The organism is Spiribacter halobius, from assembly GCF_020883455.1.
Classification (GTDB): domain Bacteria; phylum Pseudomonadota; class Gammaproteobacteria; order Nitrococcales; family Nitrococcaceae; genus Sediminicurvatus; species Sediminicurvatus halobius.
In genome coordinates this window covers 596,499-609,086 of sequence record NZ_CP086615.1, presented here as the reverse complement: position 1 = coordinate 609,086, position 12,588 = coordinate 596,499, and the positions used below count along the sequence as shown (strand labels likewise).

The window sequence follows — 12,588 nt, the reverse complement described above, 5'->3', positions numbered from 1 at the left end:
ATGAGCGCACGCGGGCAGGCCCGCAAGGCCCAGGCCGAGCCGGAGGCGGTCTCCATGTACGAGGCGCACCAGAAGGTGTACCCGCGGGAGGTCAAGGGCCGCTTCCAGAATCTGCGCACCGGCATGGTCTTCCTGCTGCTCGGCGTGTTCTACGGCCTGCCCTGGCTGCAGCTGGGCGGCCGCCAGGCGGTGCTGTTCGACCTCCCCGCGCGCCAGTTCCACATCTTCGGGCTGACCTTCTGGCCGCAGGACTTCTTCTATCTCACGCTGCTGCTGGTTATCTGCGCGCTGGGCCTGTTCTTCGTCACCGCCCTGTTCGGGCGCGTGTGGTGCGGCTATGCCTGCCCGCAGACTGTCTGGACCGAGGTCTTCCTGTGGATGGAGCAGTGGACCGAGGGCGGGCGCGCGAAGCGCATGAAGCTCGACCGCGGCCCCTGGAACCGGGAGAAGATCCTGCGCAAGGGCGCGAAGCAGGTGCTCTGGGTGACCTTCGCGGCCTGGACCGGCTTCACCTTCGTCGGCTTCTTCACCCCCATCACCGAGCTCGGCGCCCGCCTGCTGACCTTCGAGCTGGGACCGTGGGAAACCTTCTGGATGGGCTTCTACGGCCTGGCCACCTACGGCAATGCGGGCTTCCTGCGCGAGCAGGTCTGCCTCTACATGTGCCCCTACGCCCGCTTCCAGGGGGCGATGTTCGACCGCGACACCCTCATCATCTCCTACGACGAGGCCCGCGGTGAGCCGCGGGGCGGGCGCAAGCGCGGCGTCGAGCCCAAGAGCGTCGGCCTTGGCGACTGCATCGACTGCAACCTCTGCGTGCAGGCCTGCCCCACCGGCATCGACATCCGCGACGGCCTGCAGTACGAGTGCATCGCCTGCGCGGCCTGCATCGACGCCTGCGACTCGGTGATGGACCGCATGAACTACCCGCGCGGGCTCATCCGCTACACCTCCGAGAACGCCCTGGAGGGCAAGCCGAGCCGCGTCGTGCGCCCGCGCACCATCGTCTACCTGGTGCTGCTGCTGGCGCTGGCCACCGCCGGCGCCACCGGCCTCGCCCTGCGCGAGCCGGTGCGCCTGGACATCCTCACCGACCGCAACACCCTCTACCGGGAGACCGACGAGGGCCTGATCGAGAACAGCTACACCTTCAAGCTCACCAACATGCACGACACGGCGCACAGCTACCGCTTCAGCGTCACCGGCCCCGAAGGCATCCGCATCGAGACCGACCCGCCCGAGGTCCGGGTGGCCGCTGGCGAGACGCGCACCCTCGCGGCCCGTGTGCAGCTGCCGCCGGCGGCGGCGGAGAACCCGGGGGGCGAGGAGATCACCGTGCGCGTGCGGAGCACCGACGATGCCGGCATTACCGGCAGCGAGACCACCCGTTTCCGCACCCCCGTCGGGAGGGACTTCTGATGTCCGCCACCACCCACAGCGCCCCCTGGTACCGGCAGTTCTGGGCCTGGTTCGTCATCGTGCCGCCGCTGGTGGCGGTGGTCGCCGGCACCGCCACCGTGATCATCGCCACGCAGCACGCGGACAGCCTCGTGGTGGGGGACTTCCAGCGCGTCGGTCTGCGCTACCAGAATGCCGAGGCCGCGCTCGAGGCCGCGCAGCGCCGCGGCATCGGTGCGAGCGTTGCCCTGCCCGCCGAGGGCGGCACCCTCAGCGTGCGTCTCCACGGCGCCCACGGCGAGCCGGCGCAGATCCGACTCACCCTGGCCCATGCCACCCGCGGCCAGCAGGACCAGCGCCTGACCCTGGTGCGGGTGGACGGCGACCGCTATCAGGGCCGGCTTCCGGCCGCGCTCGGGGCCGATCACTACCTGGTACTGGAACCGGCGGACGGCGCCTGGCGGCTGCAGCAGCGGCTCCCCGCGGGCGCGACCCGCGCCCGTCTCGGGGCCGCGGAGCCGCGGTGAGCGGCTGCTACCACTGCGGCGAGCCGCTGCCGGCGGGCAAGCCGCGCACGGTGGTCGTCAGCGGCGAGGCGCAGCCGGTGTGCTGCGCCGGCTGCGCCGCGGTGGCCTCCCTGATCGCCGGCGCCGGACTGCAGGATTTCTACCGTTTCCGCAGCGCCCCGGCGCCACGGCCCGAGCAGGCCGGCGGCGAGGACTGGAGCGCCTGGGACGCCGACGCCGCCCAGAGCGGCAGCGTGCGCACGCGTGCCGACGGCGCCCGGGAGGTGGTGCTGCTGCTGGAGGGGCTGCGCTGTGCCGCCTGCGGCTGGCTCATCGAGCACCTGCTGGGGCGCGCGCCGGGGGTGCGCGAGGTGAGCGTCAACCCCGCCACGGCGCGGGCTCTGGTGGTGTGGAATCCGGCCCGCACCGGGCTCGGCGCGCTGCTCGCCCGGCTGGACGGTCTCGGCTACCGCCCCCACCCCCTCACCCCCGGCGAGCACACACCGGCCGCCCTGCGGGAACGGCGGGCCGCGCTGCGGCGGCTGGCGGTGGCCGGGCTCGGCATGATGCAGGTCATGATGTACGCCGTCGGCCTCTACGCCGGCGGCATCCACCAGGGCATGGACCCCGCCATCGAGACCCTGCTGCGCTGGGTGAGTGCCCTAGTGGCCACGCCGGTGGCCCTCTACGCCGGCTGGCCCTTCTTCCGCGGCGCCTGGCGCGATCTGCGCGCGCGCCGCCCGGGCATGGACGTGCCGGTGGCGCTGGCGGTCGGCGGCGCCTACCTGGCGAGCCTCTGGCACACGGTGCAGGGGCAGGGCGAGGTCTACTTCGACTCGGTCACGATGTTCGTCTTCTTCCTGACCCTGGCCCGTTTCCTGGAGCTCGGCGCCCGCCAGCGCGCGGGCCGGGCGAGCACCGCCCTCGGCCGGCTGCTGCCGGCCACGGCGCTGCGTCTGGACGGGAACGGCGAGGCCCGCGTGCCGCTCGCCGCGCTGCGCGTCGGCGACCGGCTTCGCGTGCGCCCCGGCGAGGCGGTACCGGCGGACGGCTGCGTCCTCGCCGGGCACAGCCACCTGGACGAGTCTCTCCTCACCGGCGAGCCCCTGCCCCGCCATCGCGGCCCCGGCGACGTGGTGGTGGGCGGCAGCACCAATACCGCCGGCGCCCTGGAGATCCGCGTCACCCGGCTCGGCGCCGACAGCGTGCTGTCGTCGGTGATGCGGCTGCTGGAGCGCGCCCAGGCGGAGCGCCCGCGGGTGGCCCGGCTTGCCGACCACACCGCCCGCTACTTCGTGCTGGCGGTGCTGCTCGCCGCCGGAGCGACGGCGCTCGCCTGGTGGCAGATCGACCCCGGGCGCGCCTTCGAGGTGACGCTGGCGGTGCTCGTCATCACCTGCCCCTGCGCGCTCTCGCTGGCCACACCCTCGGCCCTGGTCGCCGCCACCAGCGGCCTCGCCCGGCACGGGCTGCTGGTGGCCCGCGCCGACGCCCTCGAGCGCCTCGCCGGCATCCGCCAGGTGGTGCTGGACAAGACCGGCACCCTCACCCGCGGGCGCATCACGCTGACCGCCACCACCCCTCTGGGCGCGCTGCCGGAGGCCGAATGCCGCGCGCTGGCCGCGTCCCTGGAGGCCGAGGCGGGGCATCCCCTGGCCCGTGCCTTCGACGGCGAGGCCCGCGCCGACGGCATCGAGGCCATCGAGAGCATTCCGGGAGCGGGCGTCGAGGGCCGCTGGCAGGGGCAGCGCCTGCGCCTGGGGCGCCCGGACTGGGTGGCCGCCCTAGCCCGCACATCTCACCGATTCGCGAAGCGAGGGCGTGGAGATGGCGGGCAGGACAAGGCGCGGGAGAGTCCGGGCGCGCAGGCGTACTTGAGAGTACGTCGAGCACCCGGACCGAGCGCAACGCCGGACTGCCCGCCAGATCCGCGCCCGCAGCCGCGAATCGGTGAGATGTGCGGGCTAGCCGGCATCACCGCGCCGGCTGGGCAGGACGATGGCGCCACGGTCGTCATGCTCGGCACGGAAGCCGGCCTGCTCGCGCGCTTCCGCCTGCAGGACGAGCCGCGCCCGGAGGCGGCGGCCGCGGTAGAGGCCCTGCGTGAGGCCGGGCTCGCGGTGAGCATCGCCAGCGGCGACGCCCGCGGTCCGGTGTCTGCGGTGGCGCGGAGCCTTGGCATCGATGACTGGCACGCAGGCCTCGACCCCGCCGGCAAGCTTGCCGTGCTCGCGCGCAAGCGCGACGACGGCGCCGTGGCCATGGTGGGAGACGGCGTCAATGACGCACCCGTCCTCGCCGGCGCCGATGTGTCGGTGGCCATGGGCAGCGGCGCCGCCCTCGCCCACGGCAGCGCCGACCTGCTGCTGGTGGGCGAGCGGCTGGCGGGGCTTGCGGAGGCGGTCCGGCTCGCCCGGCGCACGCGGGGCGTCATCCGCCAGAATCTCGCCTGGGCGGCCGGCTACAATGCCCTGGCACTGCCGCTGGCCGCCCTCGGCCAGGTGCCGCCCTGGGCGGCGGCCATCGGCATGTCGGCAAGCTCGGTGCTGGTGGTGCTCAACGCCACGCGCCTGGCCCGCCGCGCGCCGGATCGCGAAACGCCAGCCGCCCCCGCCCTGCAGGAGGCGACCTCGTGAACATCCTGTTCGTCCTCATACCCCTCGGCCTCGTGCTGCTCGCCATCGCCATCGGCGCCTTTCTGTGGGCGGTGGGCAACGGCCAGTTCGACGATCTGGACAGCCCCGCGTGGCGCGTGCTGCTGGACGACGAGCGCCGCCCGCCGGAGGCCCCGGAGGAGCGCGAGCGGGAATGACGCCCGCCGACCCCACCCTGCTGGCCGGCCTGGTGGCAGGGCTGGCGGGCAGCGGCCACTGCCTCGGCATGTGCGGCGGCATCAGCGCCGCCCTCGGGGGTGCCGCGGCACCCGGCGGGCGTGGGTTCGCCTGCGTGCTCGGCTACAACACCGGACGCGTGCTGAGCTACACCCTCATCGGCGCCCTGGCAGGCCTGCTCGGGGCCGGCATCGGTGCCGGGCTGGGCGCCGCCGCCCCGGCGCTGCGCCTGCTCGCCGCCGCGCTGATGATGCTGGTGGGCGTGCAACTCGTTACCGGCTGGCGGCTGCTGGCGCCGCTGGAGAACGCCGGGCTGCGCCTGTGGCAGTACATCGCACCGCTGGCGCGGCGCTGCATGCCGGTGCGCCATCCGGGCATGGCCATCGCCCTCGGCGCGCTCTGGGGCTGGCTCCCCTGCGGCCTGGTCTATGCCATGGCGCTCACCGCGGCGGGCCTCGGCAGCGCAGGCCAGGGGGCCGGATTCATGCTCGCCTTCGGCCTCGGCACCATCCCGGCCATGGCCGCCCTCGGCGCCACCGGCGGCCGCCTCGGGCGGGTGCTCGGCCACGCCGGCCTGCGGCGCTCGGCGGGTCTGGCGGTGGTGCTGCTGGGTGCCTGGACGGCGGTGTTCCCGCTCCAGGGCCTGCTCGCCGGCGGGCATTGAAGTAGGAGCGGCGCCCTCGCCGCGAATCGTCGGCCCCCCGAGACTCGACGTGTGGCCGCAGCACCGCTGCATCGAACCCGCTCGGCGCCCGGGCGGACGGCCGGTAAACTGGGCACACACTGAATGAAGGCACACACCCGAATGACCGCGCCCGCGCTACTCGACCGTCTCACCCGTGCCCTCGGCGCCGATGCCGTGCTGACGGCGCCGGACGCCATTGCGCCCTACCTGCGGGAGCGCCGCGGGCTCTACGCCGGGGCGGCCGTCGCGGTGGCGCGCCCCGGGGATACCGAAGGCGTGGCCACCACCGTGCGCCTGTGCGCCGAACATGGCGCCGCCGTCGTGCCCCAGGGGGGCAACACGGGGCTCTGTGGCGGGGCCGTGGCCGAAGCAGGCAATGTCATCCTCTCGCTGGAGCGCCTCGACCGCATCCGCCGCGTCGACGCCGACGACTTCACCCTCACCGCCGAAGCCGGCTGCACCCTGGCCGCCGTGCAGCAGGCGGCGGCGGAGGTGGACCGGCTGTTCCCGCTGGGCTACGCGGCGGAGGCCGAGTGCCAGATCGGCGGCAACCTGGCCACCAACGCCGGGGGCATGAACGTGCTGCGCTACGGCAATGCCCGCGATCTGGTGCTGGGCCTGGAAGTGGTGCTGGGGGACGGCCGCGTCTGGAACGGCCTGCGCCGCCTGCGCAAGGACAACAGCGGCTACGACCTGAGGGATCTCTTCATCGGCGCCGAGGGCACCCTGGGCATCATCACCGCCGCGGTGCTGAAGCTCTTCCCCGCGCCCCGCCACCGCGCCACCGCACTGGTGGCCCTGGACGACCCGCAGGCGGCGGTCGCCCTGCTCGGCCAGCTGCGCGGCGCGAGCGCCGACGCCGTTACCACCTGCGAGCTGATGGGCCGCACGCCGCTGGCCATGGCCATCGCGCACGGCGAGGGCTGCGCCGAGCCCTTTGACGAGGTGCACCCGTGGTATCTGCTGGTGGAGCTGACCAGCAGCCGCGTGCACGACGACCTGCCGGGTCTGCTGGGCACGGCCCTGAACGACCCCGCGGCACCGGTCCGGCGCTGGCGGATCGCCGCCAATGCGGCGGAGGCGGCGGCCCTCTGGCGCCTGCGCAACCAGATCCCGCCGGCACAGAAGGGGGCCGGCGCCAGCATCAAGAACGACATCTCCGTGCCCGTCTCCCGCGTCCCGGTGCTCATCGAGCAGGCCACGGCGGCCGTCGCCGAGCTGGACCCGAACGTGCGCGTATGCGCCTTCGGCCATGTCGGCGACGGCAACATCCACTTCAACCTCAGCCAGCCGGAAGGGGCCGATCCGCAGGCCTTCCTCGCGCAGTGGGAGACCTTCACCCGCCGCGTGCACGACGTGGCCCTGGAGCTGGAAGGCTCGTTCGCCGCCGAGCACGGCATCGGCCTCCTCAAGCCGGGCGAGGTCGCGCGCCTCAAGGATCCGGTGGAGCAGGACCTGATGCGCCGCCTGAAGGCCGCCCTGGACCCGGACGGGCGCCTCAACCCGGGGAAGGTTGTGCCGGCATGCAGAGGGCCGATCAGTCGTCCTGCTCGCGGCGCTTGAGCAGGTAGGCGGCGTAGAAGCTGGCGACCGCGGGGGCGAAGGTCAGCAGGGTGGTGATCCAGACCACGGCGTTGGCCGGGTCCAGCAGCGCCTGGATCCCCGCCGGCCCGGCCTCGAGCCAGAGGGTGCCCACACCCCAGGCGACGACGTTCACGGCAATCGCCAGGAACACCCAGCCAACGATGCGAAGCGTGCGGATCATCGGGTCCATGGGGGGCTTAGTTCAAGGTCCGAAGTTCAAGGTTCAAAGTGGTAGAGGTGTGGTGCCGGTCCCCACGCCTCGTAGGACTTTACCGGCTGCGGCAGGCTCTTGGAATGGGTGTCTGCGAGCTTGACCATCTGCAACTACCCCCGTGCGCCCGGTGCCGGGTTGCCCGCGGAACACCCCGAGGCGCGTGCACCGTGCACCGCCTCGAATTCTCCTGCGGCACCGCGGATACGCATTCCGGAAGGACGGATATGAGTTATCCGCCTGATCTTCCAGCTCGCCGCCATCCGCTCCGCCGCGTCAGCGCGACTGCGGCACCGACACCAGCCCGACGCCGCCCAGGATGAGGGCGAGGCCGGCGAGGTTGGTGACGGTGAGGGGTTCGCCGATGGTGACGGCGGCGAGGAGCATGCCCGTCACCGGGACCGCCAGGGAGCTGAGCGAAGTCGTGATGGCCGGCAGGGCGCGGGTGACCGTGATCATGGCCCAGAAGCAGAAGCCGGTGGCCAGCGGCCCGTTGTAGGCGAGGATCACCGCGAGCTGCGGGCTCCAGCGGATGGAGGCGGTGCCCTCCAGCAGCAGCGCCAGCGGCGTCAGCACCAGCGCGGCCACCGCGAACTGCCAGGGGCCGAGGGACAGCGGCGAGCCGCGCATCGCATGCCCCCGCACCTGCACGATCAGGATCGCCCAGAGCAGCGCGGCCAGCAGCAGCAGCCCGTTGCCCAGCAGCACCGCCCGATCGGTCCAGTCGAAGCCGAAGGGATTGAACAGCACGCCGACTCCGGCTATGCCGATCACGAAGCCGGCAAGCCGACGCCCCGCGAGGCGCTCGCCGAGCAGCATGGCCGCCAGGGGCACCACCCAGATGGCGGTGGTGTAGGCGAGGATGGCGGACCGCCCCGCTGGCACGTACTGAAGGCCCAGGTTCACCAGCCCCAGAAACCCCGCCATCTGCAGCAGCCCGACGCCGAACACCACCGGCCAGTCGGCCCGGTCCGGCAGCCGCAGCTGGCCCTGCAGCGCCGCCACGACGGCGAGCGTCGCACCGCCGAGCAGCATGCGCGTAGCGGCGAAGGTGAGCGGCCCGATGGACTCCAGACCGACCTTCATCACGGGCCAGTTGGCCCCCCACAGCAGGACCACCGCCAGCAGCAGCAGGCGTGCCCGTGCCGGCGAGACCAGGGCGCTGCCGGTGGCGGTGCTCATGACGACCGCGGCTCCGGCGCGGCCTCCGCGGTCACCGGCGCGCCCAGCGCCAGCGTGCCGGCGGCAATGACCCGCGCGGTGATGCCGCCGTGCCCGCGCATGGCGTTGTAGCCACCCTCGCCCAGCGCCTCCTCCATTCGGGAGCAGGGATCGCAGGGGCCGGTGCCCTCCAGCACGACATCGCCGATCCGCAGCCGGCGGTCCCGCAGCGCCCAGAGATTGATCCCGGAGACCACCAGGTTGCGCCGCAGCAGCGCCGGGTCGGCGATCTCTAGCCCGCATATCTCACCGATTCGCGCAGCGAGGGCGTGGAGATGGCGGGCAGGACAAGGCGCGGGAGAGCCCTGGCGCGCAGGCGTACTCGACAGTACGTCGAGCACCCGGGCCGAGCGCAACGCAGGACTGTCCGCCATATCCGCGCCCGCAGCCGTGGATCGGTGAGATAGGCGGGCTGGCGCGCACAGGGCAGCGATCACCGGCAGGTGCTCGGCCTGGATCAGGGTCACCGCGCGGCGGCCGCTGCGCCCGGCATAGCGATCACCCCGCAGGCCCGCGGCATCCACCTCTGCCGTCACGGGTGTCTGCGGCGCCTCCCGACGGGCGGGCCGCAGCCCGATCCATTCCAGCCGACCGGCCCGCGGGAACCGGCTCATGAGCTCTGCAAGGGTGACGTTGGCCATGACGGCGAGCCCCGGGCAGTGAGGGAAGCGGGACGATACCAGAGCCGGCCGGGAGGTTGACTTCAGCCCACTTAATGCGAATGATTGCTATTAGCTATTCACGGACAGGAGTGCGCCATGAGCTATCGCATCGCCGCGAGCCTGCACCGCGGCAATCCCCGCCTCGAGGTAGTCGACGCCCACTCCGGCCGGCTGCGCCTGGCCTGGGAATATCCCAAGGCCCGCCGCCGCCATGCCGGCGACGGCGCGGACGCCGCCGTCGAAGAGCTCTTCCGGCGCCTGTTCCTGCTCACCACCGAGGACTATCTGCGCGGCGACATGCCGCCACGGCAACGGGACTAGCCCGCATATCTCACCGATTCGCGACGCGAGGGCGTGGAGATGGCGGGCAGGACAAGGCGCGGGAGAGTTCGGGCGCGCAGGCGTACTCGACAGTACGTCGAGCACCCGAACCGAGCGCAACGCAGGACTGCCCGCCAGATCCGCGGCCGCAGCCGTGAATCGGTGAGATATGCGGGCTAGGAGTCTGCGCCGTAAACGTCTCCCGGCTGCGGGCGCCCTCAGCCGCCGGCGTCGGCGATCAGCCCCTCGGCCAGCTCCACGGTGGTGGCATTGGGCACGCGCCCGATGGGCGCGAGGCTCACTCCCAGCGGGCAGGGATGGTTCGCCGAACGGTGATGATCGACGATCTCCCGCCAGGTCTGGCGGATGTGGGCAAGGGACCGCTCGCCGACGCTCTCCGGCCCGGCGGTGAGCCAGCCCTCGAGATCGTCGGAAACGCTCACACCGAGCCAGTGCAGAAAACGGATATTGCGCGCCGAGCGCACGGGGCAGAGCGTGAGCAGCAGCTCCGGCGGCGGCGCGGCATCCCGCAGCGCGTCCAGCAGGGCGGTGAATTCGTCGCCGTGGTAGACGATCTGGGTGGTGAAGAAATCGGCGCCGCTCGCGAGCTTGCGGCCGAGGCGCGCCGCCTCGCCGACCCGGGTGGGGATGCAGATGTTGCCAAGCCGCAGCCCCGGCACCGCGAGCTGCTCCCGCAGCAGCGTGTTGGCCTCGGGCACCGACGGCCCGGGGTAGGTGACATCGCTGCGCTCGCCCCCTACCAGGACGAACTCGCGCACGCCGAAGCGCTCCCAGGTCTCGCGGAACCAGTCGAGCTGGCGCTCGCGCTCCAGATGCACCACCACGCGGTTGATCATGCAGTCGACCCCCACGCGCTCCCGCAGCTCGTAGGCGAGCTCGCGCGGCTCCACGCGGGGCGCGAACGGCTTGCGCCGTTCCCCCTTCTCGCTCTTTGACCGCTCCTCGCGAATCTCGGGGATATTGACGGCGTCCAGGCCCACGGCCGAGTGCACCGTGGCCACCTTCTCCACGACCGCCTCCATGCCGGCGCGACCGAGATGGACCTCCGGCGGGACGGCCTCCAGTACAAGCCTGAGCGGCCGCTCGAAGCGGCTCGAGGACAGCTCCACGTTCATCTTCCCTTGTTGCGATCGGGCGGGCGCGGCCAGGGCCGCGGCGTCGGCGGGGCCCCGCCGGCACGAGTGTCCGAGTCTCGTGCCCCGAGGCGACCCCGTCAACTGGACCGGCGGCGCAGGATTGCCCGGAGGGCTTGCAATGCCATACCCCCCGCACCCAGAGTTCAGGCTTGATCCACGCCCTCGTACCGCCTGCTCCGAGATTCCTGGAGGCATCGTGATGAAGCTGCTTCGGCTCCTGCCCCTGCTCGTGCTGAGCGCCCTGCTCGGCGCCTGCGCCCAGACCACCCAGAGCGTCCGGCTCGGCCCGGAGCCCCCGGAGACCGGCCCCGTGCTCGGCGACGAGCGCGTGGTGGCCCTGCGCGTGGTCGACACGCGTGAGAACCCGGACCTCGGTACCCTGGAAAACCGCGACGGCGACCCCGCCCGCGTCATCACCGACCAGAACCTCGCCTACGTGGTGGAGCTCGCCGCTGGCGAGGCGCTGCTCGGCTACGGCCTGCGGCCGACGGTCTGGGAGGAGAGCTACACGCCGCGCCTGCAGATCGACATCGAGCAGCTCGAGCACTCGGTGGACGCGGACCTGCCAAGGGATGTCGCCACCCGCGTCACCCTTCGCGCGCGCGCCGTCGACAACGGCCAGCGCTATACCAGCCAGGCCCGCACGGAGCTGACCGACCGCCGGCCCACGGCACCGGATGCCGAGGCCAACGCGGCCTATATCAACGAGGCCATCACCCGGGCGCTTGGCCGGCTGCTGGACGAGGAACTCGCCGCCTTCCTCGCCGGCCAGGCGGACTGAGGACCGGGGCGGCAGCCCGCTGATCTGGCCGGACCGCAGTCGCGGCCCGGCCAGATCAGCGGGTCAGCGCCGCTCCACCTCGCCCAGGCCAAGGCCCTCGCCACGCAGCGCCGGCAGCTCGCCGGCGCGGAACTTGAGCCCCATGCCACGGCTGCTGCAGTACCGCACGACGGCCGGGATGCGCTGGGTAATCAGCCGGTTGCGGGTAGGCGCAAAGAGCTGCAGCTCGAGCCGGGTACCCCGCCAGAACATGACCCGACCGGGCTTCAGGCCCATGCCGCCCTGACTGACATCGTGGGTACGGTACTCGGCGACACGCTCGCCGCGGTGATAGACGCGGACGAGGATGTCGGCGCTGAAGCGCTCCATGCGCCGGCGGTTACGGGGACGATACTGGCTCATGCGCGCTCGCTCCTGGCCGCGGGAGCCGTGCGGCGCCCGGTGGTCCTGCTGCAAGAATAGGTCAAGCGCGCGCGGTGTTCAGTGTCTTTTTGCGAGCGGCAGACGCTCGTCCCGTGGTGGCAGCTGGATATAGCAGCCACGCTGCAGCAGCGCCCGCAGCACGGTGCGCGCCTCCACCCGGGCGAGCCGCCGGTCGGGCGTCAGCACCAGGTCCATGACGTGCTCCAGCTCGCCCAGCGCCCGGCACAGGTCATCGGGCAGCGCCGCCAGTGCCTCGTCCCCCGTGACGAACACATAGGTATCCGGGCGGCGACGTCCCTTGTAGATGGCGACATGCATCAACCGGCTCCTGGCTGTCGGGTCGGAAGCGTGTTTTAGCCTTCGCTCGCATCTCGGAGAGCGAGACCGGCTTCCGCGAACATTATGCCGCCGGGTGCCTGTGTAACGGGCATCGCGTCGTAGGTCGTGCGCGGCGCAGCCGCGTGCGACATCTCGTGGCGGTCGCGACATCTCCCCGCACACCGCAAGGGCAACGTCGCACACGGCTTCGCCGTGCACGACCTACCCGCTTCGCCGGCCGCGCTCCGCGCGGCTGTCGGCGAGCGCTGCGCGCTTGCCGACCTACCGAGTCGGCCATCGCGTCGCTCACCACCCCGCGGAAGCGACAACGGCGCCCGCCGTGCGGGTCGGGGGTGGATGTGACCGGGACCGTAGGCGAGAGGGACCTCGCCTACGAGCTTACAGGGACGTATTCACAGCGTGTCCCGGTCACATCCACCCCCGGCCCGCACCCGGCACGGCCGTTCATCCGCTTGCGGGTCCGCGGAGC

General features: G+C 72.6%; 14 protein-coding genes. 8 read left to right on the top strand and 6 right to left on the bottom strand.

Annotated features, from left to right (window positions below; all coding sequences use genetic code 11):
- The 6 genes from ccoG to LMH63_RS02755 all read left to right on the top strand — a co-directional run bounded on the left by ccoG (position 1) and on the right by LMH63_RS02755 (position 6,983).
- The gene (ccoG, locus tag LMH63_RS02780; RefSeq protein WP_308443948.1) at positions 1–1,419 is read left to right on the top strand and encodes a cytochrome c oxidase accessory protein CcoG; all 1,419 of its coding nucleotides are present in this window, start codon (positions 1–3) and stop codon (positions 1,417–1,419) included.
- Positions 1,419–1,925, top strand: a complete 507-nt coding sequence (locus LMH63_RS02775; protein ID WP_158280395.1) for a FixH family protein — start codon at positions 1,419–1,421, stop codon at positions 1,923–1,925. Before ccoG ends, LMH63_RS02775 begins: the two co-directional genes overlap by 1 nt.
- The gene (locus tag LMH63_RS02770; RefSeq protein WP_158280394.1) at positions 1,922–4,540 is read left to right on the top strand and encodes a heavy metal translocating P-type ATPase; all 2,619 of its coding nucleotides are present in this window, start codon (positions 1,922–1,924) and stop codon (positions 4,538–4,540) included. The genes LMH63_RS02775 and LMH63_RS02770 overlap by 4 nt, the downstream gene beginning before the upstream one ends.
- Complete coding sequence (gene ccoS / locus LMH63_RS02765; RefSeq protein WP_109679051.1) at positions 4,537–4,716, top strand: cbb3-type cytochrome oxidase assembly protein CcoS; 180 nt, start codon at positions 4,537–4,539, stop codon at positions 4,714–4,716. Before LMH63_RS02770 ends, ccoS begins: the two co-directional genes overlap by 4 nt.
- On the top strand, positions 4,713–5,399 hold the full coding sequence (locus LMH63_RS02760) for a sulfite exporter TauE/SafE family protein (protein WP_109679050.1): 687 nt from the start codon (positions 4,713–4,715) through the stop codon (positions 5,397–5,399). Before ccoS ends, LMH63_RS02760 begins: the two co-directional genes overlap by 4 nt.
- A 141-nt stretch (positions 5,400–5,540) precedes the next feature.
- Positions 5,541–6,983 (top strand): FAD-binding oxidoreductase, encoded by a 1,443-nt coding sequence (locus tag LMH63_RS02755; RefSeq protein WP_109679049.1) that lies wholly within the window; start codon positions 5,541–5,543, stop codon positions 6,981–6,983.
- On the opposite strand, the gene LMH63_RS02750 is transcribed toward LMH63_RS02755, so the two are convergent.
- The 3 genes from LMH63_RS02750 to LMH63_RS02740 form a co-directional block, all read right to left on the bottom strand.
- Positions 6,958–7,194, bottom strand: coding sequence for a hypothetical protein (locus LMH63_RS02750; RefSeq protein ID WP_109679048.1), 237 nt, complete (start codon positions 7,192–7,194; stop codon positions 6,958–6,960). The two genes, LMH63_RS02755 and LMH63_RS02750, sit on opposite strands and share 26 nt — an antisense overlap.
- Positions 7,195–7,491: 297 nt before the next feature.
- Positions 7,492–8,397 carry a DMT family transporter gene (locus LMH63_RS02745; RefSeq protein WP_109679047.1) on the bottom strand — a complete coding sequence of 302 codons (906 nt, stop codon included), beginning with the start codon at positions 8,395–8,397 and terminating at the stop codon, positions 7,492–7,494.
- Entirely contained in the window at positions 8,394–9,077 is a 684-nt protein-coding gene (locus LMH63_RS02740; RefSeq protein ID WP_109679046.1) for an MOSC domain-containing protein, read from the bottom strand. The genes LMH63_RS02745 and LMH63_RS02740 overlap by 4 nt, the downstream gene beginning before the upstream one ends.
- Before the next feature lie 117 nt (positions 9,078–9,194).
- Here LMH63_RS02740 and LMH63_RS02735 point away from each other — a divergent pair, with 117 nt between their 5' ends.
- Positions 9,195–9,419 (top strand): hypothetical protein, encoded by a 225-nt coding sequence (locus LMH63_RS02735; RefSeq protein WP_109679045.1) that lies wholly within the window; start codon positions 9,195–9,197, stop codon positions 9,417–9,419.
- Between the two features lie 218 nt (positions 9,420–9,637).
- Here the strand turns inward: LMH63_RS02735 and LMH63_RS02730 are convergent, their stop codons facing one another.
- Positions 9,638–10,555, bottom strand: coding sequence for a mycobacterial-type methylenetetrahydrofolate reductase (locus tag LMH63_RS02730; protein WP_109679089.1), 918 nt, complete (start codon positions 10,553–10,555; stop codon positions 9,638–9,640).
- A 220-nt stretch (positions 10,556–10,775) separates the two neighbouring features.
- On the opposite strand from LMH63_RS02730, the gene LMH63_RS02725 reads away from it, so the two are divergent.
- Entirely contained in the window at positions 10,776–11,357 is a 582-nt protein-coding gene (locus LMH63_RS02725) for a YajG family lipoprotein (RefSeq protein ID WP_158280393.1), read from the top strand.
- 63 nt (positions 11,358–11,420) lie between these two features.
- On the opposite strand, the gene LMH63_RS02720 is transcribed toward LMH63_RS02725, so the two are convergent.
- The gene (locus tag LMH63_RS02720; RefSeq protein WP_109679043.1) at positions 11,421–11,759 is read right to left on the bottom strand and encodes a PilZ domain-containing protein; all 339 of its coding nucleotides are present in this window, start codon (positions 11,757–11,759) and stop codon (positions 11,421–11,423) included.
- Between the two features lie 78 nt (positions 11,760–11,837).
- Complete coding sequence (locus tag LMH63_RS02715) at positions 11,838–12,098, bottom strand: YcgL domain-containing protein (RefSeq protein WP_158280392.1); 261 nt, start codon at positions 12,096–12,098, stop codon at positions 11,838–11,840.
- Positions 12,099–12,588: the final 490 nt, after the last annotated feature.

Coding starts and splice junctions, on each gene's coding strand:
- ccoG (WP_308443948.1), top strand. CDS start 1: ATGAGCGCACGCGGGCAGGCCCGCAAGGCCCAGGCCGAGCCGGAGGCG.
- LMH63_RS02775 (WP_158280395.1), top strand. CDS start 1,419: ATGTCCGCCACCACCCACAGCGCCCCCTGGTACCGGCAGTTCTGGGCC.
- LMH63_RS02760 (WP_109679050.1), top strand. CDS start 4,713: ATGACGCCCGCCGACCCCACCCTGCTGGCCGGCCTGGTGGCAGGGCTG.
- LMH63_RS02755 (WP_109679049.1), top strand. CDS start 5,541: ATGACCGCGCCCGCGCTACTCGACCGTCTCACCCGTGCCCTCGGCGCC.
- LMH63_RS02750 (WP_109679048.1), bottom strand. CDS start 7,194: ATGGACCCGATGATCCGCACGCTTCGCATCGTTGGCTGGGTGTTCCTG.
- LMH63_RS02745 (WP_109679047.1), bottom strand. CDS start 8,397: ATGAGCACCGCCACCGGCAGCGCCCTGGTCTCGCCGGCACGGGCACGC.
- LMH63_RS02740 (WP_109679046.1), bottom strand. CDS start 9,077: ATGGCCAACGTCACCCTTGCAGAGCTCATGAGCCGGTTCCCGCGGGCC.
- LMH63_RS02735 (WP_109679045.1), top strand. CDS start 9,195: ATGAGCTATCGCATCGCCGCGAGCCTGCACCGCGGCAATCCCCGCCTC.
- LMH63_RS02730 (WP_109679089.1), bottom strand. CDS start 10,555: ATGAACGTGGAGCTGTCCTCGAGCCGCTTCGAGCGGCCGCTCAGGCTT.
- LMH63_RS02725 (WP_158280393.1), top strand. CDS start 10,776: ATGAAGCTGCTTCGGCTCCTGCCCCTGCTCGTGCTGAGCGCCCTGCTC.
- LMH63_RS02720 (WP_109679043.1), bottom strand. CDS start 11,759: ATGAGCCAGTATCGTCCCCGTAACCGCCGGCGCATGGAGCGCTTCAGC.
- LMH63_RS02715 (WP_158280392.1), bottom strand. CDS start 12,098: ATGCATGTCGCCATCTACAAGGGACGTCGCCGCCCGGATACCTATGTG.